The organism is Amycolatopsis sp. cg5 (assembly GCF_041346955.1).
In the GTDB taxonomy this organism is placed as follows: Bacteria; Actinomycetota; Actinomycetes; order Mycobacteriales; family Pseudonocardiaceae; genus Amycolatopsis.
Genome location: NZ_CP166849.1, coordinates 6,893,780 through 6,914,421, shown reverse-complemented (window position 1 = coordinate 6,914,421; position 20,642 = coordinate 6,893,780). Strand labels below are relative to the sequence as shown.

General features: G+C 69.5%; 14 protein-coding genes. 9 read left to right on the top strand and 5 right to left on the bottom strand.

Annotated features, from left to right (window positions below; genetic code table 11):
• Positions 1 to 48: 48 nt before the first annotated feature.
• The 7 genes from kdpF (at position 49) to AB5J62_RS30835 (ending at position 8,956) form a co-directional block, all read left to right on the top strand.
• Positions 49 to 150: a K(+)-transporting ATPase subunit F gene (kdpF, locus tag AB5J62_RS30865; protein ID WP_370943488.1), complete on the top strand. Its 102-nt coding sequence runs from the start codon at positions 49 to 51 to the stop codon at positions 148 to 150.
• Positions 150 to 1,784, top strand: a complete 1,635-nt coding sequence (gene kdpA / locus AB5J62_RS30860; protein WP_370943487.1) for a potassium-transporting ATPase subunit KdpA — start codon at positions 150 to 152, stop codon at positions 1,782 to 1,784. Before kdpF ends, kdpA begins: the two co-directional genes overlap by 1 nt.
• On the top strand, positions 1,781 to 3,862 hold the full coding sequence (gene kdpB / locus AB5J62_RS30855) for a potassium-transporting ATPase subunit KdpB (protein WP_370943486.1): 2,082 nt from the start codon (positions 1,781 to 1,783) through the stop codon (positions 3,860 to 3,862). The genes kdpA and kdpB overlap by 4 nt, the downstream gene beginning before the upstream one ends.
• A gap of 4 nt (positions 3,863 to 3,866) precedes the next feature.
• On the top strand, positions 3,867 to 4,430 hold the full coding sequence (locus tag AB5J62_RS30850; protein WP_370943485.1) for a potassium-transporting ATPase subunit C: 564 nt from the start codon (positions 3,867 to 3,869) through the stop codon (positions 4,428 to 4,430).
• Between the two features lie 5 nt (positions 4,431 to 4,435).
• A complete protein-coding gene (locus AB5J62_RS30845; RefSeq protein ID WP_370943484.1) occupies positions 4,436 to 6,970 on the top strand; it encodes a DUF4118 domain-containing protein in 2,535 nt (844 codons plus the stop codon).
• Entirely contained in the window at positions 6,967 to 7,650 is a 684-nt protein-coding gene (locus tag AB5J62_RS30840) for a response regulator (RefSeq protein WP_370943483.1), read from the top strand. The genes AB5J62_RS30845 and AB5J62_RS30840 overlap by 4 nt, the downstream gene beginning before the upstream one ends.
• An 85-nt stretch (positions 7,651 to 7,735) precedes the next feature.
• A complete protein-coding gene (locus tag AB5J62_RS30835; RefSeq protein ID WP_370943482.1) occupies positions 7,736 to 8,956 on the top strand; it encodes an alpha/beta hydrolase fold domain-containing protein in 1,221 nt (406 codons plus the stop codon).
• A gap of 47 nt (positions 8,957 to 9,003) precedes the next feature.
• On the opposite strand, the gene AB5J62_RS30830 is transcribed toward AB5J62_RS30835, so the two are convergent.
• Both AB5J62_RS30830 and AB5J62_RS30825 read right to left on the bottom strand, forming a co-directional pair.
• Positions 9,004 to 10,416: a hypothetical protein gene (locus tag AB5J62_RS30830; RefSeq protein WP_370943481.1), complete on the bottom strand. Its 1,413-nt coding sequence runs from the start codon at positions 10,414 to 10,416 to the stop codon at positions 9,004 to 9,006.
• A gap of 89 nt (positions 10,417 to 10,505) precedes the next feature.
• Positions 10,506 to 11,099, bottom strand: a complete 594-nt coding sequence (locus tag AB5J62_RS30825) for a hypothetical protein (RefSeq protein WP_370943480.1) — start codon at positions 11,097 to 11,099, stop codon at positions 10,506 to 10,508.
• Positions 11,100 to 11,425: 326 nt separating this feature from the next.
• On the opposite strand from AB5J62_RS30825, the gene AB5J62_RS30820 reads away from it, so the two are divergent.
• Together AB5J62_RS30820 and smc are read left to right on the top strand one after the other, a co-directional pair.
• Entirely contained in the window at positions 11,426 to 11,713 is a 288-nt protein-coding gene (locus AB5J62_RS30820) for an acylphosphatase (protein ID WP_370943479.1), read from the top strand.
• A gap of 88 nt (positions 11,714 to 11,801) precedes the next feature.
• Positions 11,802 to 15,416, top strand: coding sequence for a chromosome segregation protein SMC (smc, locus tag AB5J62_RS30815; RefSeq protein WP_370943477.1), 3,615 nt, complete (start codon positions 11,802 to 11,804; stop codon positions 15,414 to 15,416).
• On the opposite strand, the gene AB5J62_RS30810 is transcribed toward smc, so the two are convergent.
• The 3 genes from AB5J62_RS30810 to AB5J62_RS30800 all read right to left on the bottom strand — a co-directional run bounded on the left by AB5J62_RS30810 (position 15,406) and on the right by AB5J62_RS30800 (position 20,626).
• Positions 15,406 to 17,712 (bottom strand): penicillin acylase family protein, encoded by a 2,307-nt coding sequence (locus AB5J62_RS30810; protein WP_370943475.1) that lies wholly within the window; start codon positions 17,710 to 17,712, stop codon positions 15,406 to 15,408. The two genes, smc and AB5J62_RS30810, sit on opposite strands and share 11 nt — an antisense overlap.
• 132 nt (positions 17,713 to 17,844) lie before the next feature.
• On the bottom strand, positions 17,845 to 19,398 hold the full coding sequence (locus tag AB5J62_RS30805; RefSeq protein ID WP_370943474.1) for a sodium:solute symporter: 1,554 nt from the start codon (positions 19,396 to 19,398) through the stop codon (positions 17,845 to 17,847).
• The gene (locus AB5J62_RS30800) at positions 19,385 to 20,626 is read right to left on the bottom strand and encodes an anhydro-N-acetylmuramic acid kinase (protein WP_370950386.1); all 1,242 of its coding nucleotides are present in this window, start codon (positions 20,624 to 20,626) and stop codon (positions 19,385 to 19,387) included. The genes AB5J62_RS30805 and AB5J62_RS30800 overlap by 14 nt, the downstream gene beginning before the upstream one ends.
• Positions 20,627 to 20,642: the final 16 nt, after the last annotated feature.

Here is a 20,642-nt window from a genome sequence, read left to right as displayed (position 1 = left end):
CGGCGTCTTCGTGGTGCTCGCGCTCACGCTGCGCGGATTGGAACGGCTGTGAACGGGGCGGGCACGGCGGCCAACATCGTCGGCGGTGTGCTGGCGCTGGGCCTGATCGTCTACTTGTTCATCGCGCTGATCAAACCGGAGAAATTCTGATGTCGGACACGACGGCCGGGCTGCTCCAGCTCGGCTTACTCCTGGTCGCTCTCGCGGTGGCTTACAAGCCACTCGGCGACTACATGGCGCGAGTGTTCTCGTCGGAGAAGCACTCGAAAGTGGAAAAGGGCCTCTACAAGCTCTTCCGCGTCAACCCCGAGTCCGAACAGCGCTGGCCGACCTACGCCGCGGGCGTGCTCGGCTTCTCGTTCGTCTCGGTGGTGCTGCTCTACCTGCTCCAGCGCCTCCAGCCGCTCCTGCCGTGGGACCTCGGCCGCGGCGCCGTCTCGCCGGGGGTCGCGTTCAACACCGCGATCAGCTTCGTCACCAACACGAACTGGCAGTCCTACGTGCCGGAGACGACCATGGGTCACTTCGTGCAGATGGCAGGCCTGACGGTGCAGAACTTCCTGTCGGCCGCGGTCGGGCTGTCCGTCGCGATCGCGCTGACCCGCGGTTTCATCCGCTCGCAGGCGGACCGGCTCGGCAACTTCTGGGTGGACCTCACGCGCGGCACGATCCGCGTCCTGCTGCCGATGGCCTTCGTCTTCTCGCTGGTCCTGATCGCGCTCGGCGTCGTGCAGAGCCTCAAGGCCGGCGTCGCCGTGACCAACCCCGACGGCACCTCGAGCACGATCGCGCTGGCGCCCGCCGCCAGCCAGGAGGCGATCAAGGAGCTCGGCACCAACGGCGGCGGCATCTTCAACGCCAACTCGGCGCACCCGTTCGAGAACCCGAACTACTGGACCAACCTGGTCGAGCTCTTCCTGATCCTGGTCATCCCGGTCTCGCTGACCCGCACGTTCGGACAGCTGGTCGGCAACCGCAAGCAGGGCTACGTGCTCCTGTCGGTGATGGGCCTGCTCTGGGGCCTGATGCTCGCGGTCACCTGGATCTCCGAGGCGAAAGCCGGTGGCATGGAAGGCAAGGAGCAGCGGTTCGGCACCAGCCTGACCTCGATCTTCGCCGACACGACCACGGGCACCTCGACCGGCGCGGTCAACGGCGCGCACGACAGCCTCAGCGCGCTCGGCGGCGGCGGCCCGCTGCTCAACATGCTCTTCGGCGAGATCTCGCCGGGCGGTGTCGGCACCGGCCTGTACGGCATGCTCGTGATGGCGATCATCGCGATGTTCCTGGCCGGGCTGATGGTCGGCCGCACCCCGGAGTACCTGGGCAAGAAGCTCGGCAAGCGCGAGGTCACCTGCGCGGCCGTCGCGATGCTCGCGATGCCGACCGTGGTACTGCTCGGTTCCGCGCTGGCGCTGATGTTCCCGGCCACGGAAAGCGCTCTCGGCAACGGTGGCGCGCACGGCCTGTCCGAGGTGCTCTACGCCTACGCGTCCACCGGCAACAACAACGGCAGCGCGTTCGGCGGCCTGACCGCGACCAGCGACTGGTTCCAGAGCAGCCTCGGCGTGGCGATGGCGTTCGGCAGGTACATCCCGATCATCGCCGTGCTCTGCCTGGCCGGTTCCCTTGCCGCGCAACGGAAGGTTCCGGAGACCTCGGGCACGCTGCCCACCACCGGACCGCTGTTCGGCACGATGCTGACCGGCACGGTCGTGCTCGTCGCCGCTCTCACCTTCATCCCGGCGCTCGCGCTCGGGCCCATCGCGGAGGCACTCGCGTGACCATCACCGAAGAACGCCCTGTCATGAAACACGCCGAAGAAAACGGGCGGGTGGGCGTGGGCGTGTTCAGCCCGCGGCAGCTGTGGACGTCCATTCCGGACGCGCTGCGCAAGCTCAACCCCAAGCACCAGCTGTCGAACCCGGTCATGTTCGTCGTCTGGGTCGGCTCACTGCTGACCACCGTCTTCGCGATCACCGACCCCAGCGTGTTCACGATCCTGATCGCCGTGTGGCTGTGGTTCACGGTCCTGTTCGCGAACCTCGCCGAGGCCGTCGCGGAAGGCCGGGGCAAGGCGCAGGCGGAAACCCTGCGCAAGTCCAAAAAGGAGACCGTCGCACGCAGGCTGACCGAGGACGGCTCCGAAGAGAGCGTGCCCGGCGTCGACCTGCGCATCGGCGACCTGGTCGTCGTCGAAGCGGGCGAGGTGATCCCCGGTGACGGTGACGTCGTCGAGGGCATCGCGACCGTCGACGAGTCGGCCATCACCGGTGAGTCGGCGCCGGTCATCCGCGAGTCGGGTGGCGACCGGTGCGCGGTCACCGGCGGCACGACCGTGCTGAGCGACCGGGTCGTCGTGAAGATCACGACCAAGCCTGGTGAGTCCTTTGTGGACCGCATGATCGCGTTGGTGGAAGGCGCTTCGCGGCAGAAGACGCCGAACGAGATCGCGCTGACCATCCTGCTGTCGACCCTGACGATCATCTTCCTGCTCGCGGTCGTCGCGCTGCAGCCGATGGCCGGGTACTCGGGCAGCCAGCAGTCGGTGGTCGTGCTGACCGCGCTGCTCGTCTGCCTCATCCCGACCACGATCGGCGCGCTGCTCTCGGCCATCGGCATCGCCGGCATGGACCGGCTCGTGCAGCGCAACGTGCTCGCGACCTCGGGCCGCGCGGTCGAAGCCGCCGGTGACGTCTCGACGCTGCTGCTCGACAAGACCGGCACCATCACCTTCGGCAACCGCAAGGCGACCGAGCTGATCCCGGTCGGAACGTCCACAGTGGAGGAACTCGTCCATGCCGCACGCCTGTCCAGCCTGGCCGACGGAACCCCGGAAGGCCGCAGCATCCTCGAACTGGTCGCCCGTGAGCACGGACTAGCCGAGACCGCGTCCGAGGACGAGAAGCTCGCCGAGTTCGTCGAGTTCACCGCGCAGACCCGGATGAGCGGCATCAACCTCGGCGACCGCGAGGTCCGCAAGGGCGCGACCGCGTCGGTGCGGCAATGGGTCCGCGAACGGGGCGGCGAGGTGCCCGACGAGACCGAGCGGGTTGTCGACGAGATCAGCGGCCAGGGCGGCACGCCGCTGGTGGTTGCGGAGGTCAGCGGCGGCAAGGCGTTCGTGCGCGGCGTGATCCGGCTGTCCGATGTGGTCAAGCCGGGCATGAAGGAGCGCTTCGAAGAGCTGCGCGCGATGGGCATCAAAACGGTGATGATCACCGGCGACAACCCGCTGACCGCGCGGGCGATCGCCGAGGACGCCGGTGTCGACGACTACCTCGCCGAGGCCAAGCCCGAGGACAAGATGGCGCTGATCCGCAAGGAGCAGGAGGGCGGGCGGCTGGTCGCGATGACCGGCGACGGCACCAACGACGCGCCCGCGCTCGCGCAGTCCGACGTCGGCGTCGCGATGAACACCGGCACCTCGGCCGCCAAAGAGGCGGGCAACATGGTCGACCTCGACTCGAACCCGACCAAGCTGATCGAGATCGTCGAGATCGGCAAGCAGCTGCTGATCACGCGCGGCGCGCTGACCACGTTCAGCGTGGCCAACGACCTCGCGAAGTACTTCGCGATCCTGCCCGCGATGTTCCTGGCCATCTACCCGCAGCTCGGCGGCCTGAACATCATGCAACTGGCGACGCCGAAGTCGGCGATCCTGTCGGCGGTCATCTTCAACGCGCTGATCATCGTCGGGCTGATCCCGCTGGCGCTGCGCGGCGTGCGGTACCGGCCGTCGTCGGCCTCGGCGCTGCTGCGGCGCAACCTGCTGATCTACGGACTCGGCGGCATCGTCAGCCCGTTCGTCGGCATCTGGCTCATCGACCTCGTTGTTCGTCTCATCCCTGGAATCGGGTAACACCATGAATGGCTTGTTGAAGCAGACCCTCGCCGGGCTGCGCGTGCTCATCGTCTTGACGGTGCTGCTCGGCGTGCTCTACCCGCTCGGCGTGTGGCTGGTGTCGCGGATCCCCGGGCTGGAGTCCAACGCCGAAGGCTCGATCATCACGCAGGACAACCAGCCCGTCGGGTCGTCGCTGATCGGCGTCGACCTGCAGGGTGACCAGTGGTTCCACTCGCGGCCGTCGGCGGGCAGCCCGTCGGCGTCGGGTGCGTCGAACAAGGGCCCGGCCAACCCTGACCTGCTCGAAGCGATCGCGAAGCGCCGCGCCGCCGTCGCCGCGCTCGAAGGCGTCCAGCCGTCGCAGGTGCCGCTCGACGCGGTCACGACTTCGGGCTCGGGTGTCGACCCGACGATCAGCGTCGAGTACGCGAACCTGCAGGTCGCGCGGGTGGCCAGGGTGAACGGTCTTCCCGAAGCCAAGGTGCGCGAGCTGGTCGACGCGAACACGGCAGGAGTGTTGCCCGGCGTGAATGTGGTGAAGCTCAATCTCGCCGTGCGTGACGCCGCCGGGGGAGCAAGATAAGTCCCGTGGACACCGAAAGCAGGCCCGTGAAGCCGCGCCGGGGCGAACTGAGGATCTACCTCGGCGCGGCACCGGGCGTCGGCAAGACCTTCTCGATGCTGGGCGAGGCGCGGCGGCGGCTCGACCGCGGCACCGACGTCGTCGCCGGCATCGTGGAGACACACGGCCGCAAGAAGACCGCCGAGCTGATGGCGGGCATCGAGGTGCTGCCGCGCCGCGAGTTCGTCCACCGTGGTACCGAGTTCACCGAGATGGACATCGACGCGCTGCTCGCGCGCAAGCCCGAAGTGGCCATTGTGGACGAACTCGCGCACACGAACGTGCCGGGTTCGCGCAACGAGAAGCGGTGGCAGGACGTCGAAGAGCTGCTCGCGGCCGGTATCGACGTGCTGTCCACCGTCAACGTCCAGCACCTGCAGAGCCTCAACGACGTCGTCGAGCGCATCACCGGCGTCGCGCAGCAGGAGACCATCCCGGACGAGGTCGTCCGCAAGGCCGAGCAGCTGGAGCTCGTCGACATCACCCCCGAGGCGCTGCGGCGCAGGCTCGCGCACGGCAACGTCTATCCGGCCGAGCGCATCGACGCCGCGCTCGGGAACTACTTCCGGCCAGGGAACCTGACCGCCTTGCGGGAGTTGGCCTTGTTGTGGGTCGCCGATCAGGTGGATGTCGCGCTGCAGCGATATCGCGCCGAACAGAAGATCACTGACACCTGGGAGGCCCGGGAACGGGTCGTCGTCGCCATCACCGGCGGGCCGGAGAGCGAGACGCTCATCCGGCGCGCGCGGCGCATCGCGACCAGGGCCGGTGCCGAACTGCAGGTCGTGCACGTGCTGCGCGGCGACGGGCTGTCCGGACTCGGGCCGACGGCGGTGTCGAGGTACCGGAAGCTGGCCGAGGACGTCGGCGCGACGTTCCACCAGGTGGTCGGCGACAACGTGCCGAACGCGCTGCTCGACTTCGCGCGCGGCGTCAACGCGACGCAGCTGGTGATCGGCACGTCGCGGCGCTCGCGGGTGGCGCGGCTGTTCGACGAGGGCATCGGCGCGGCCGTCGTCCAGGCGTCCGGCGCGATCGACGTGCACACGGTCACCCACCAGCAGGCGGGCGGACGGCTGCGCGCCCGGTTCGACCACAGCCCGCTGACCCCGTCGCGGCGGATGATGGGCTGGGCGCTCGCGCTGGTGCTGCCCGCGTTCGCGACCGGGATCGGGCTGCTGCTGGAACGCCAGCTGGACTTCTCGACCGACGTGATCGACTACGTGCTCGCGACGGTCATCGTCGCGCTGGTCGGCGGCCTCGGCCCGGCGCTGCTCGCGGCGCTGTTTTCGGCCGGGTTGCTGAACTTCTTCTTCACGCCGCCGCTGCACACACTGACCGTGCACGAGCCAAGGAACGTGATCACGCTGATCGCGATGGTCGTGGTCGCGGTGCTGGTGGCGACCGTCGTCGACATCGCCGCGCGCCGGGCCGCGCAGGCCGCACGGGCTCGTACCGAGGCCGCGCTGCTCGCCTCCTACGCGCGGACGGTCCTGACGCACGAGCATCCCGTGCGCAGGCTGCTCGAAAAGCTGCGCGAGAACTTCGGGCTGGTCTCGGTGGCACTGCTGGAAAAGAGCGACGGCGGCTGGTCACTGGTCGAGCAGGCGGGCGACGACGTCTGCCGGGACCCCGACGAGGCGGACGTCGACATCGCCGTCACCGCGGACGTGCACCTGACGTTGCGCGGGCGGGCGCTGCCCGCATCGGATCGGCGGGTTCTGGAGGCTGTCGCGGGGCAGGCGCTGCTGGCCTTGCGGCAGCAGCGGATGGCGCTCGCGGCCGCCCGCGCCGAGCGGAAGGCCGAGGCGACCGAGCTGCGGACGGCGCTGCTTTCCGCTGTGGGCCACGATTTGCGGACGCCGTTGACGTCGATCAAGGCCTCGGTCGGCAGCCTCCGCGCGGAGGACCTGACACTGTCCGAAGAGGACACCGCCGAGCTGCTGGAGGCGATCGAGCTGTCGGCCGACCGGCTCGCTGGGCTCGTCGAGAACCTGCTGGACTCGTCACGGCTGGCGACCGGCGCGGTGCGGCCGTTGCTCCGGCCGGTCGGCTACGACGAGGTCGTCGCCCACGCCTTGTCCAATGTGGACAACTCGGAGTCGGTGCTCGTGTGCGTCGACGACACGCTGCCCGCGGTGCTGGCGGACCCGGGACTGCTCGAACGTGTGGTCGCGAACGTCCTCGACAACGCGCTGCGGCACGGCGCGTCGGGTGAGCCGGTCGCCGCACGGGCATCGGAGCATTCCGACCACGTCGAACTCCGGATCGTCGACCACGGCCGAGGGCTGAAGAAGGGCACGGCCGACTCGGCGTTCGCCCCGTTCCAGCGTCTCGGCGACCGCGACGCGACCCCCGGCGTCGGCCTCGGCCTTTCGGTGGCGAAGGGGTTCACCGAGGCGATGGGCGGCGGCATCCGCGCCGAGGACACGCCGGGCGGCGGCCTCACCGTGGTGATTTCCCTGCCCGCCTATCGTTCTGCCATGGAGGAGATCCGATGAGCACCGTCCTCGTGGTCGACGACGAACCGCAGATCGTGCGCGCGCTCCGCATCAACCTGTCGGCGCGCGGCTACAAGGTGATCACCGCGCACGACGGCACGGCCGCGCTGCGCGCCGTCGCCGAGACCAAGCCGGACGTCGTCGTGCTCGACCTCGGCCTCCCCGACATGGACGGCACCGAGGTCATCGAGGGCATCCGCGGCTGGACCCTGGTCCCGATCATCGTCCTGTCCGCCCGCGGCGACTCCTCGGACAAGGTCAAGGCACTCGACGCCGGCGCCGACGACTACGTGACCAAGCCGTTCGGCATGGACGAGCTACTGGCCCGCCTCCGCGCCGCCGTGCGCCGCTCGACGGCTTCCGCGGGCGAGGACGTCGACGCGGTCGTCGAGACCGGGACGTTCTCGATCGACCTGGCGGCCAAGAAGGTCCGCAAAGACGGGGCCGAGGTGCACCTGACCAAGACGGAGTGGGGTGTGCTGGAGCTGCTGGTGCGGAACCGGGGACGGCTGGTCGCGCAGAAGCAGATCCTGCACGACGTGTGGGGGCCGACCTACGAGACGGAGTCGCACTATCTGCGGGTCTACCTGGCCCAGCTGCGGCGGAAGCTGGAACCCGAACCCTCGCGGCCGCGGCACCTGCTGACCGAGCCCGGGATGGGCTACCGCTTCGAGCTCTGAGGGCTCGTGAGTGTTTTGACCGGTTAGAACCGGCCGTACCACTCACGACCCCTGCGTACGACGCCCTTGGCACACTGGTGGGGTGGTGAACAGTCCGGCGGGGCCGTGGATGGCGGCGAGCAGGGAGACGCCGTTGGTGCGGCGGGGTCCGCTACTGGTCAGCTCGTTCGTGGCCGCGCTCGGCGGGGCGGCCATCCCGGCGGTGACGTTGCCGCCGCTGTGGCGGATGTGGCAGCTGCACGCGATGGTGTTCGGCCTGCTGGCGCTCATCGAGACGGTGGCCGTGGTCGCGTTGTGGAGCAGGCCGACCCGGCGCGCGGTCCTGTTCGGCGCCGCCTCCGCGGGCGCCTGGGTCGTGGTGTGGCTGGCGGGCCGGGGGCTGGGCAAGCTCGGCGATCCTGATCCCTGGCAGCCCGCCGACGCCGTGTTCGGCGCCACCGACTACCTCGCCGCCGGGTTGCAGGCGGTGGCCGCGCTCGGGTTGCTGATCGCCGCGACCGGGGACCCGCGGCCGCCGTCGCTCGCGAAGTGGATCGCCTCGTGGATCGTGGGATTTCCGCTGCTCATCGGCACGCTGGTGGTGAGCGCCGCCGGGGTGACGGCCGCGTCGGACGGCTTCACCGGGACGGGGGTGCCGGGCGACGCGGTGATCGCGTCCGCGCTGCCTGCCGGGCAGACGAGCACGGTCGAATACTGCCGCCCGCAAGGTGTTCCGCTGCCGATGGACCTGCACATGCCCGCGCGGCGGGAGGCGCAGGCGCCGGTCGTGCTCTCTGTGCACGGCGGGGAATTCGTGCTCGGCGGGCGCAAAGCCACCGGACCGGGTGCTTGGCTCGCGAAGACCGACGGCACGTTGTTCGGCCAGCTCACCGCGCGGGGGTTCGTGGTCGCCTCGATCGACTACCGGCTCGCGCCGGCCGCGCCGTGGCCCGCGCAGCTCACCGACGCCAAATGCGCGGTCCGGTTCTTGAAGGCGCACGCGGGCGCGCTCGGCATCGACCCGGCGCGGATCAGCGCCTGGGGTGGCTCGCTGGCCGCGCTCGTCGGCACCGCGCCTGGGTTCGACGAAGGCCAGTATCTCGGCCAAAGCAGCAGCGTGAAATCCGTGGTCGTCACCTCGGGAATCGCCGACTACACGCGACTCGACGGCGCCGACCGGCTCACGCGTGCGCTTGTCCACATAGGACTGGGGGCGGAGGCCAGGCGGGCGGCGAGCCCGGCCACCTACGCGGCGGCCGCGACCACGCCTGTCCTCAACCTGCACGGCGCTGGGATCGACAGCGCACTCGAGTTCCTGGGGTCGTGAGTGGTACGGCCGGTTCTAACCGGTCATACCACTCACGACCCAGCCGGTCAGTCGTCGAAGAGCTGGACCCAGCGGCCGTCGAAGCCGCCGTTCGCCGGCGCGTACCAGGCGCCACGCAGCCAGGTGCCGTTCTCGCGGGACGCGGCGGTGTTGACCGTGCCGTCGTGGACGAAGAAATCGTGCTGCCACCAGTACACATTGGGTGAATCGGTGCGCCCGCTGGCCAGCTGGCGGCTCCAGCCGGAGCTGTCCAACCCAGTCCCTTGATAAGCGGGGAAGTTCTCTGAGGAACCTTCGCGGTCTTCGTCGGCTTCGGCGGTATAGGCGCCGTAGAGCCAATCCTTGTGGATGAGGCCTTCGCGGCCGTCGGTCAGGTCGGAGGCGCTGTTGTCGCGGGACTTGCTGTAGAAGCGCTGGCGGCCCGTGCTGACCTCGGTCGCGCCCAGTTCGTTGACGACCGGTGATTCCAGCTCGACGTCGTCGACGGCCGACGACAGCCAGTGCTTCGACCAGGCCGGGTTCTGCGACCAGTGGGTCGGGATGAGGTCGGCGATGTCCTGCAGCTCGTAGGTGAGCCGCTTGGCCTGGTACCAGTCGACGGTGTGCTCGTTGTCGTGCCCGGCGATCAGCGACGGCGCGTTGGCCCAGCTCAGCGTCTGCGCGCCCCACGCGCTGACCGCCGCGGAGGACGCCTGCGGGACGAAGATGTAGTGGACGTTCTCGTTCTTGTCCTTGCCGCTGATCTCCACCTCGGCGTCGTTCGTCACCGGCTGGCTCGCCAGCGAGGCGTAGCTGTCCTTCACGTAGCGCAGCTCGTGCGCGTGCGTGGCGAGCACGCTGCCCGCCTCGTCGGCCTGCCAGACCATCAGGTGCCTGCCGGTCGCGGTGTTCATGAAGTTGAAGCCGGAGTCGCCGCGCTTGCGGATGATGTGCTCGTGGTGGTGCGTGATGGTCGAGTTGTTGACGTACTCGCCCGCCGCGCCGGGCGTCCCGGTGACGCCGCGGACGACGATCTCGATCCGCTCCCAGTCGTGGATGGCGTCGCCTTGCTTGTCCGCCGCGTTGTACACGTGATACAGCAGCACCAACGATTTCACGCCGCCGCTGTTGTATTCGATCAGTGAGGTGTAAAGCGTCGGGCGGATGCGCCACTTCGCATACGGGCTGGTGGTCTGGTTCGCCGCCGCGGCCGCGACGTAGCGCTCGCTCTCGACCCAGTTGACGCGGTTGGTCGCGAAGTTCTGGTCCTGGTCGAAATCGAAGTTCGTCAGCCAGTCGCGGCCGTCCTGGCCGTTGTCCTCGTTGGCGCGCTTGAAGATCACCGGCGCGTAGTAGTTCAGGTAGGCACGCCGTTGCGCCATCGTCAGCAGCGGCTCGGCGGCGCCTGCCGCCGGGCCGCCGATCACCGGCACGGTGGCGAGCATGAGTGCCGCGACCACCAGTCGCAAGAAACGCCGCACGGTTCCTCCTTTGGAACAGCGGTCAGGTCGCGTTCACCCAACCTGACCGCTTTGCGTGCGGTGACGGCAATTCGGCCCCCGTAAGGCCCCTACGGATGCGTGGGGCTGGGGGAACCGCCGGGCGACGTGCCCGAGGAGGGCGGGTCGACCTTGGTGGTGATCGACGACGGCGGAGCCTGCGAGGACGACGATGAAGGCGGGGCCTGCGAAGACGAGGAGGACGGCGGCTTGGGCGTCTTCGTGGACGTCGGCGGGTTGGACGTGCCGGGGTCGTTCGGCGTGGTGCCGGGGTCGCCGGGGTTCGGCGGCGGGGGCGGCGGCGCGATGACCGTGGTGGTCGGCTTGCCGTCCGGACCGACGCTCACGACCGTCGTCGGCGCCGCGGCGGACGAGGAGGGCGCGCCGGGCGCGCCGGCGCCGGGGATGGTTTCCGGGCCACCGGGGGTGCCCTTGCCCTGGATGACCTGGGTGGTGGGGCCGGAGCCGGTGCCACCACCGAGCCCTGGTCCGCTGGCGTCGTGGCCGACGCCGGGGCCTGCCAGCTCGGCGACCGCGGCGAACGCCGTCGCCACGACGAGACCGCCCACTGCGAGGACGGCATATCCGGTGCGCTGCATCAGTCCGTTCGTCTCACGCGGCGGCGCCACGGAGATACGCGGGCTCGCCTCGGGCCCAGGGGACATGCTGTGTGCTCCTCGAAACGGGGGACATCGGGGATTGCGGCGTGTTTCTCGGATCGAGCGCGCGATAGCCGCGCCCAGGCGGCCCCTGGCGGCGCCGCGCGATCACCCGAGTACAAACCCGGTACGAGGGCGATCGCGCGGCGCCGCCAGGAACCACCTGGATCACGGCTCTCACGCACGCGATCCGAGAAACACGCCTTGGGGAAACCGCGCAAAACTCCCACGGTCGGGGGACCCCTGGACGGGGACGGTATCACCGACGATTCACCCTCAGCGAGCGAGAGCGCGCTCACAGTTCACCCTCCGCAACCGGCACAATAAGTCCTGTGAGTGAGGAACTTGACGAGGTCCGATTGACGGCGTGGGTGCACGGGCAGGTCCAGGGGGTGGGTTTCCGCTGGTGGACCCGGGCGCGAGCACTGGAGATCGGGGTGGTCGGCAGTGCGAACAATCTGCGCGATGGGCGTGTTGAGGTGGTAGCGGAGGGTACTCGTGACCACTGTGAGCGGTTGTTGACCTACCTCAGGTCCGGAGAATCACCCGGACGTGTAGATCAGGTCATTGAACGGTGGAGCCTGCCCAAAGGTGGTTTGACCGGCTTCGTCGAGCGCTAAGCCCCCACGTCCCACAGATGGCGGAGCGCCCCAGGTAGCATTCGGCGATTGACAGAGGAAAACCCGAGGCCAGAGGGGTCTGCACCCAGTGCACCTGAAAAGCTTGACGCTGAAGGGCTTCAAGTCCTTCGCCTCGGCCACCACGCTGCGGTTCGAACCGGGTATCACCTGTGTCGTGGGGCCGAACGGCTCCGGCAAGTCGAACGTGCTCGACGCGCTGCGCTGGGTCATGGGCACCCAGGGCGCCAAGGACCTGCGCGGCGGCAAGATGGAGGACGTCATCTTCGCCGGCACCGCGGGCCGCGCGCCGCTGGGCCGCGCCGAGGTGACGCTGACCATCGACAACGCCGACGGCGCGCTGCCGATCGAGTACACCGAGGTCTCGATCACCCGCCGCATGTTCCGCGACGGCGCGAGCGAGTACGAGATCAACGGCAGCACCTGCCGGCTGATGGACGTGCAGGAACTGCTGTCCGACTCCGGTATCGGCCGCGAGATGCACGTCATCGTCGGGCAGGGCCAGCTCGCGCAGATCCTCGAGGCCAAGCCCGAGGAGCGCCGCGCGTTCATCGAAGAGGCCGCCGGTGTGCTGAAGCACCGCAAGCGCAAGGAAAAGGCGCTGCGCAAGCTCACCGCGATGCAGGCCAACCTCGACCGCCTCGGCGACCTGACCACCGAGCTGCGCCGCCAGCTCAAGCCGCTCGGCAAGCAGGCCGAGATCGCGCGCAAGGCCCAGTCCGTGCAGTCCGAGCTGCGCGATTCCCGGCTCCGCCTCTACGCCGACGACCTCGTCACCCAGCGCGGCGCGATCGCCCGCGAGGAGGCCGACGAGCAGACCGCCCGCGCGCGCCGCACCGAGGTCGAGCAGGCGCTGGAGCTGGTCACGGCGCAGGAGAACGACCTCGAAGCGTCGCTGGCCGAGGACGCGCCGCGCCTCGCCGCCGCCCAGGACACCTGGTACAAGCTCTCCGCGCTGGCCGAGCGCCTGCGCGGCACCGTCCGGCTCGCCGTCGAACGTCAGCGCCACCTGTCGGCCGACGTCACGGGCCACAGCACCGGTCGCGACCCCGACGAGCTGCTCATGGAGGCCGAAGAGGTCGCCGAGCGCGAAGCCGAGCTGGCCGAGGGCGTCGCCGAAGCGCGTGAGCTGCTGTCGATGACCGTGCAACGCCGTGAGCAGCTGGAACACCAGGTCCAGGCCGCCGAGCGCGCCCACATGGCCGCCGTGCGCGCCATCGCCGACCGCCGCGAGGGGCTCGCGAAGCTCACCGGCCAGGTCGAGGCGCTGCGGTCCAAGAACGGCGCCACCTCCGACGAGATCGAGCGCATCTCGATGTCGATCGAAGAGGCCGCCGCACGTGCCGAGTTCGCCGTCGAGGAGCTGGAAGAGGCGCGCGCCGAGGGTGGCGTCGAAGAGTCCGACGACGCTGACCTGCAGGAACGTCACGACCGCGCGGTCGAGGCCAACAACTCGGCCAAGGCGCGCGTCGAAGAGCTTGTCAAAGGCGAGCGCACCGCCGAGCGCGAGATCGCTTCCGAGCGTGCCCGCGTCGAGGCGCTTTCCATGGGCTTGCGACGCAAGGACGGCGCTGGGGCGCTTCTCGGTGCTTCGCATGAGCTGCCCGGTCTGCTCGGCTCTGTCGCCGCGCTGCTGACCGTCGAGCCCGGTTTCGAGGTCGCGCTGGCCGCGGCGCTGGGCCCGGTCGCGGACGCGGTCGCCGTCGCGGGCGGTGAAGACGCGCTCGCCGCGCTGAAGTACCTGAAGAACAACGACTCCGGCCGCGCGGGCATCCTGCTCGGCGGCGGAGCGTCCACTGTGGACCACTCCGGCTGGCCGTCGCTTTCGGACGGTGCGCGCTGGGCCCGCGAAGTCGTTCGCGCGCCGGAAGCGTTGCGCCCCGCCGTCGAGCGCGCGCTGGAACTCGTGGCCATCGTGGACGGTCTGGACGAGGCGCGGCGGCTGGTCGCCGTGCACCCGGACGTCAGCACGGTCACCCGCGAAGGCGACGTCTTCGGCTCGCGCTGGGCCGCGGGTGGTTCGCAGCGGCGCGAAAGTGTCATCGAAGTGCAGGCCGCCGTCGACGAGGCGCAGGACCGGCTCCTCGCCGCGGAACGCTCGCTCGAACGCACCGGCGCCGAGCTGGAAGGCGCGCGCGCCGAGCAGCAGGCGCGGCGCGACGAGGTCGGCCAAGCGAAGGAAGCACTCGGCGAGGCCAAGGTCCGCAAGGCGCGTTCGTCGGAGCGGCTCAACCGCATGCAGCAGGCCGCGCGTGCCGCCGAGGCCGAGGTCGAACGCCTGCGCAACCAGCGCCTCAAGGTCGAGCAGAGCCGCGAGCAGGCGCTGACGCAGCTCGCCGAGCTCGAAGAGCGGCTCACCATGGTCGCCGACGAGGCCGTCGACGAGGACCCGGACACCGCCGAGCGCGACATGGCCGCCGAGGAACTGGCCACCGTGCGCCAGGAGGAGATGGAAGGCAGGCTCCAGCTCCGCACCGCCGAAGAGCGGTCACGCAGCATCGCGGGCAAGGCCGAGTCCCTGCGCCGCGCGGCGGCGGCCGAGCGGCAGGCCCGCGAGCGTGCCGAGAAGGCGCGTGTCGCTCGCCAGCGTGGCGCCGACATCGCCACGGCCGTGGTCGACGGCGGCGAGATCGCCTTGGAGCGCATCGAGCACTCCGTCCAGCGCGCCGCCGCCGAACGCGACGAAGCGCAGGCGCAGCGGCAGAGCCGGGAGGCCGCGTTGTCCGGCGTCCGCGCCAAGGTCCGCGAGCTGACCGGCGAGCTGGAGAAGCTCACCGACGCCGTGCACCGCGACGAGGTGCTGCGCGCCGAGCAGCGGCTTCGCCTGGAGCAGCTGGAAACCAAGATCGCCGAAGACTTCGGCATGGGACTGGCCGACCTCGTCACCGAGTACGGCCCCGACGTCCCGGTGCCGCCGAGCGCGGGCGAGATGGCCGAGTACGAGGCGGCGAAGGAACGCGGCGAGGACGTCACCCCGCCGCCGCCGATGCCGTTCGACCGCGCGACGCAGCAGCGCCGGTCCAAGCGCGCCGAGAAGGACCTCGCGCTGCTGGGCAAGGTCAACCCGCTGGCGCTGGAGGAGTTCGCGGCGCTGGAGGAGCGCTACAAGTTCCTGTCGACACAGCTCGAAGACCTCAAGGACACGCGCAAGGACCTGCTGACCGTCATCAAGGAGGTCGACGAGAAGATCCTCGAGGTCTTCGCGTCGGCGTACGAGGATGTCGCGCGCGAGTTCGAAGTCGTGTTCAACGTGCTGTTCCCCGGCGGCGAGGGCCGGATGATCCTCACCGAGCCCGGCGACCTGCTCACCACCGGCGTCGACGTCGAAGCCCGCCCGCCCGGCAAGAAGGTCAAGCGGCTCTCGCTGCTCTCCGGTGGCGAGAAGTCGCTGGTCGCGGTGGCGATGCTGGTCGCGATCTTCCGCGCGCGGCCGTCGCCCTTCTACGTCATGGACGAGGTCGAGGCCGCGCTCGACGACACCAACATGCGGCGGCTCATCGGGTTGCTGGAGCAGCTGCGCGCGTCTTCGCAGCTGATCATCATCACCCACCAGAAGCCGACCATGGAGATCGCCGACGCGCTCTACGGCGTGAGCATGCAGGGCGACGGCATCACCAAGGTCATCTCGCAGCGCTTGCGCACCGACGAGGAGACCGCGCCCGTCGAAGAGCCCGTCACGGTCTAGGCACCAGCACGATGCGCTTGTCCGCGTGCCGTTCCACCTGCGCTCGGCTGTAGAGCAGCGGGACGTGGGCGGTGTCGGCCCAGGACTCGGCCAGGTCGCGGTAATGCGGGCTGGCCGGATCGCCGGACTGGCCGGGGGTGTTGGTGGCGAGCGAGGCGTCCCAGTTCCCGACGTCGAGCACCATCCGGAACGACGGGCCGCCCGTCTGCCGGAAGTCGGTCGCGCGGAAGCCGGAGGAGTTGACCACGGTCTCCGAGCCGCCGCGCCGGAACGGGCCGACGTTCAGCCGCGGTCCCACGAGAGGCGCGAGCGGGTGCTCGAAGACGGTGCTCTGGATGTCGCCCCACTTCCACGCGGCCGGATCGGGCCCGAGCCGCCTGCTGACCTCCGCGTAGGCGGCGTCGAGCGTGTCGGCCAGCAGCCGGTCGCGTTTGGCGATCGCGTCGGCGCCGAACCAGGTTTCGGGATGCTCCAAGGCATCGACCAGCGCGGCGTTGTCCGGCCGGACCATGAGGTTCGCCGCCGCGGCCGGCAGCACCGCTTTGAGCAGCCCCGGCCCGAGGTAGAGCTTGCGCCAGACCTCGAACAGCGCGGCGGGCGCGGAATCGACGCCTTCCACGCCGTCCCAGTTCACGAACAACGGATGCTTGACCAGCGCCGTGATCCGTTGCGCCGTCAGGGAAAGCTGGTCGCCCTGCAGCTTGGCCGAGTCGGCGACCGTCGACTTGGGCTTGTCGGCGAGGACGTCGGTGATGCGCTGGAAACGCACCGGATCCGCGAACTCGTAGCCGTACCCGCGATCCTGGTACTCCGGCGGCACGTTGAACTGGTTGGTCGTCGCGATGAAGCGACGCGCCGGGTTGAGCTCGTGGGGGAAGTCGGTCTGGTACCCGGTCCACTCGTAGCGCCCGTCCCCGGGAACCGGGAACAGGCCGTCGTAGCCCGCGCGGACGGGCGTGCGGCCGCCGGGCACCCAGCCGATGTCGCCGCGCGTGTCGGCGTACACCTGGTTCTCCGCCGGGCCGCCCCAGGTGCGCATCGCGTCCTTGAAGTCGCCGAAGTCCTTGGCGCGCATGAGCTTCAGGCTGCCGTAGTAGGGCGACATCCCCGGCTGGAACCAGGCTGACCGCACCGCGTACGCGACGTGGCGTCGCTCGTCGACCTTGATCACCGGGCCGTGCCGGGTGAAGCTGAGCCGCGTGTCCTTCGCCTGGCCGCCGTCGACGGGGATCTTCTCGTCGAGCGTGGTCATCCGCTCCCAGCCGGAGCCGTAGCGGTAGCGCGTGTGGTCGGCCGGGTCGAGCTGGTAGACGTACAGGTCTTCCTGGTCGATGTTGAACACGGTTAACCCGAACGCGACGGAACCGTTGTGTCCCATGGAAATCCCGGGCTGCGCGGGCTCACCGGCGCCGATGACGTCGAGTCCCGGCGCGGACAGGTGGGAGAGGTAGCGCAGCGACGGCGCCGCGTACGTGCGGTGCGGATCGTTGGCGAGGATGGGCCTGCCGGACGCGGTCCGGTCGCCGCTGATCACCCAGTTGTTGCTGCCCTCGGTGAAATCCGGGGCGGACCGGGCCTGGAGCGTGGTGCCGGTGAAGATGACCTGCTGGGTGGCCAGGTCGTAGGTCCGGAGCAGGTCGGCGGGCAGCGAACACGGGTCGAAGCCGTCAGGGACGCGTGCCTGGTCGGCAGGCTGCGTCGGCCAGCGGAGCTGATCGGCCTCGACGCCGGCGGCGCAGGTGACCCGCGAGCGCGTGACCTCGTTGCGGAGGTTGCCGATCAGGCCATGGCTCCTGATCCGCACGACGTCTTCCGGCCGCCAGCGTGAAGGCTGGTGCCCGAGCAGGCGGAACTCCTCCGGCAAGGCCCGCGGGTTGCGGGCGAGCCAGTCGAGGTAGGCGTTGATCCCGGCGGCGAACCGGGTCGCGGCGAGCTTCGCGTCGGGGCCGTAGCTGTTCCACTCGGCGTCCATGTCACCGCGGTAGAGGAACAGCCGCGCCGCCGCGTCCTGCTCCACATAGGACGGGCCGAACGCCTCGGCGAGCAGGCCGAGGCCGCGCCTGCGCCACAGATCCAGCTGGAACAGCCGCTCGCGCGCGGCGTTGAAACCCTGCGCGAGGAAGAGGTCGCCGGTGTTCTGGGCGTAGATGTGCGGGATGCCCCACTCGTCCTGGACGAGGTTCACCGGCCGGTCCAGACCGGCGACGGCGTACACCGAGACCGGCGCCGCCGACACCGGCGAGGCGGTCGAGAGTAGAACGAGCAGCGAACCCAGCAAAGCGAGACGTCCACGCATGCGCCGAGTCTGCGCGCGCCGTCTTCGCAGGTCAGCGCCTCATCGAGCGGACACCCGGGCACACCCGCGTGCCCCATCGGCACCCCGGGATAAAGCGGGCTTTACTCCCGGGAGTAAAGCCCGCTTTATCCCCTAGGCGGCTGCCGCCTCGGCCTCTGGCTCTGCCTCGGGTTGGGGCGCGGGTGTCTTGTGGCGCAAGGAAAGCAGCCCGCCGACGACGAGCGTGATCACCACGCCGAGCAGGGTGTACCAGGGGTAGGCCAGCGCGACCTTGTCGCCCGCCGCCTTGCTGAAGTCGATGCCGATGAACGCGCCCGTCTTCGCGCTGAACTTCACGCCGAGGATCACGAAGGCCATGCCGACCACGGTCGCCACGAACGCGATGATCGCGTCGAGCTGACGTGCCTTCTTGATCAGCAGGCCCAGCAGGAACGCGCCCAGCAGCGCGCCGTAGGTGTAGCCGACGATGCCGAGCCCCAGTTCGATGACCGCGTTCTTCGTCGTCGAGAACATCGAAGCGAAGACCGCGAACACGACCGCCCAGATGAGTGTCCACAAGCGACCGTGCCTGAGCAGCTTGGAATCTTCGGCCGATTTGTGCGTGAAGCGCTGGTACAGGTCGGCCACCGTGGAGGTCGACAGCGCGTTCAGCGCCGAAGCCAGCGCGCCCATGGTCGACGCGAGCACACCCGCGATCAGCAGGCCGGACACGCCGACCGGCAGGTCGTCGATGATGAAGCGGGTGAACACGTCGTCGGAGCTCTGCATGCCGAGCTGGGTCGTGGTCTTGCGGCCGTTGAATACCCAGAGCATCGAGCCGACGAGCAGGAACAGCGCGAACTGGATGGTCACGAAGATGCCGCTGCCGATCAGCGCCTTCTGCCCGTCACGCAGGCCACGGGTGGCCAGCAGGCGCTGGGCGATGAGCTGGTCGGCGCCATGCGAGGCCATGGACAGCGCGGCGCCACCGAGCACGGCGGTGATGAACGCGTACGGGCTGGTCAGCAGGTGCTTGCCGAAGTCGACGAGCATGAACTTCCCGTCGGCCGAAGCCTGGCTGGCCCAGTCGGACGGCAGCTTGTTCAGCAGCACGATCGCCGCGACGGCCGCGCCGCCGAGGTACAGCGTGAGCTGGATGACGTCGACCCAGACGACCGCCTTGATCCCGCCGACGTAGGCGTAGATCAGCGTCAGCACGGTGACGATGACGACGATCGCCCAGTAGTCCAGGTGGATACCGTAGTGCGCCAGGATGAACTTGATCGGGATCGCGCCCGCGAACAGGCGCACACCCTCGGCCAGCAGCCGGGTGATCACGAAGGTCAGCGAGGCCGTGCCCTGCAGCCCCTTGCCGAAACGCTTGCCCAGGAACTCGTACGCGCTCACGAGGTTGCCGCTGAAGTACCGCGGCAGCAGCACGAGCGCCGCGATCGTCCGGCCGATGATGTAGCCGAAAGCCAGCTGCAGGAACAGGAATCCGTTGCCGAACACCAGGCCCGGTGTGCTGATGACGGTCAGCGTCGACGTCTCCGTCGCCACCACCGAGAGCATCACGGCAGGCCAGGGCAGGCTGCGCTCACCGACGAAGTAATCCGAAGCGGATTTCTGTTTGCGGCCGACCAGTACGCCGATCAGCGGCATCGCCGCCAAATAGAGTATGACGATCGCTAAATCAAGAGGGCGCATTCGACTCTCCTACCCTTTCGGCGGTATCCCCGGAAACCCGCAAACGGGTGACGCTTTCGGACAAGGGGGTGGGCAGCAGCAGTGGCCCGTCGCCCGGCGTAATGCTGCCCAGCAAACGAAAACCGGTCGCGCCGGTGGCCGACGGCAGGTTCGCGGGCTGCCCGGTCCAGGTGAGCCAGCCGAGCAGCGCGGTCAGGTACGCCTCTTTGGCGACGCTCGGCAATCCGAGTTCGTCGCTGGTCTTGATCGCCGTGCCCGGAAGATTCTTGACCAATGCCCCCATGAGAGCGGGATTCTGCACCCCTCCGCCGGACGCCACCACTGTTTTGACCGAATACCTCATACATTCTTCGGCGATCGTGGTCGCGGTCAGCTCGGTGAGCGTCGCGAGCAGGTCCTCTCCGGACAGTTCCGGCAGGCCCGCCATCGCCGCGAGCAGGTAATCGCCGTGGAAATGCTCCTTGCCGGTCGACTTCGGCGCAGGCTGCTCGTAGTAGGAGTCGCGCAGCAGCCGTTCCAGCAGATCGAGTCTGGCGACACCGCGGCTCGCGAGCACGCCGTCGATGTCGCAGCGCAGTTCGCCGCCGGTCATCTCGGTCGCGGCGATGTCGAGCAGCGCGTTGCCGGGTCCGGTGTCGAACGCCAGCGTCTCGCCGCCCGGCTCGACGACCGTCACGTTCGCGATCCCGCCGATGTTCAGCCCGGCGACCGCGTGCCCGTTCGTCTCGGCGAGCTCACGCAGCCACAGCGTGTCGAGCGTGCTCGCGAGCGGCGCGCCGTGGCCGCCCGCCGCGATGTCGCGGACGCGGAAGTCGGCCACCACCGGCAGCCCGGTGCGCTCCGCGATCCACGCGGGCTGGCCGAGCTGGAGCGTGCCGTGCGCGACGCCGTTCTCGACCCAGTGGTAGACGGTCTGCCCGAGCGACGCGACGACGTGCGCGTGCCCGCCGGCGAGCCGGTTGACACCGATCCTGGCGGCCTCGGCGAACGCCTGGCCGACGCGGGTGTCGAGCTGGGTCAGCATCGCGGCGCTGCACTGCTTCGGCGGCAGCGCGGCGAGCAGGTCCGTCCGCAGCCCTTCGGGATACTCGAGTTCGCGATGGCCGAGCGGGACGAGTTCGACCAGATCGCCATCGACACGCAACTCGGCGGCCGCCACGTCGATCCCGTCGATCGACGTGCCGGAGATCAGGCCGACGACCCGCAGGGCGTCGTAAGTAGGCACCACCACGCGGAGTGGTCTA

Excerpts from the sequence above, each read along its gene's own strand:
- kdpA (WP_370943487.1), top strand. The coding sequence starts at position 150 with ATGTCGGACACGACGGCCGGGCTGCTCCAGCTCGGCTTACTCCTGGTC.
- AB5J62_RS30850 (WP_370943485.1), top strand. The coding sequence starts at position 3,867 with ATGAATGGCTTGTTGAAGCAGACCCTCGCCGGGCTGCGCGTGCTCATC.
- AB5J62_RS30840 (WP_370943483.1), top strand. The coding sequence starts at position 6,967 with ATGAGCACCGTCCTCGTGGTCGACGACGAACCGCAGATCGTGCGCGCG.
- AB5J62_RS30825 (WP_370943480.1), bottom strand. The coding sequence starts at position 11,099 with ATGTCCCCTGGGCCCGAGGCGAGCCCGCGTATCTCCGTGGCGCCGCCG.
- AB5J62_RS30810 (WP_370943475.1), bottom strand. The coding sequence starts at position 17,712 with ATGCGTGGACGTCTCGCTTTGCTGGGTTCGCTGCTCGTTCTACTCTCG.
- AB5J62_RS30805 (WP_370943474.1), bottom strand. The coding sequence starts at position 19,398 with ATGCGCCCTCTTGATTTAGCGATCGTCATACTCTATTTGGCGGCGATG.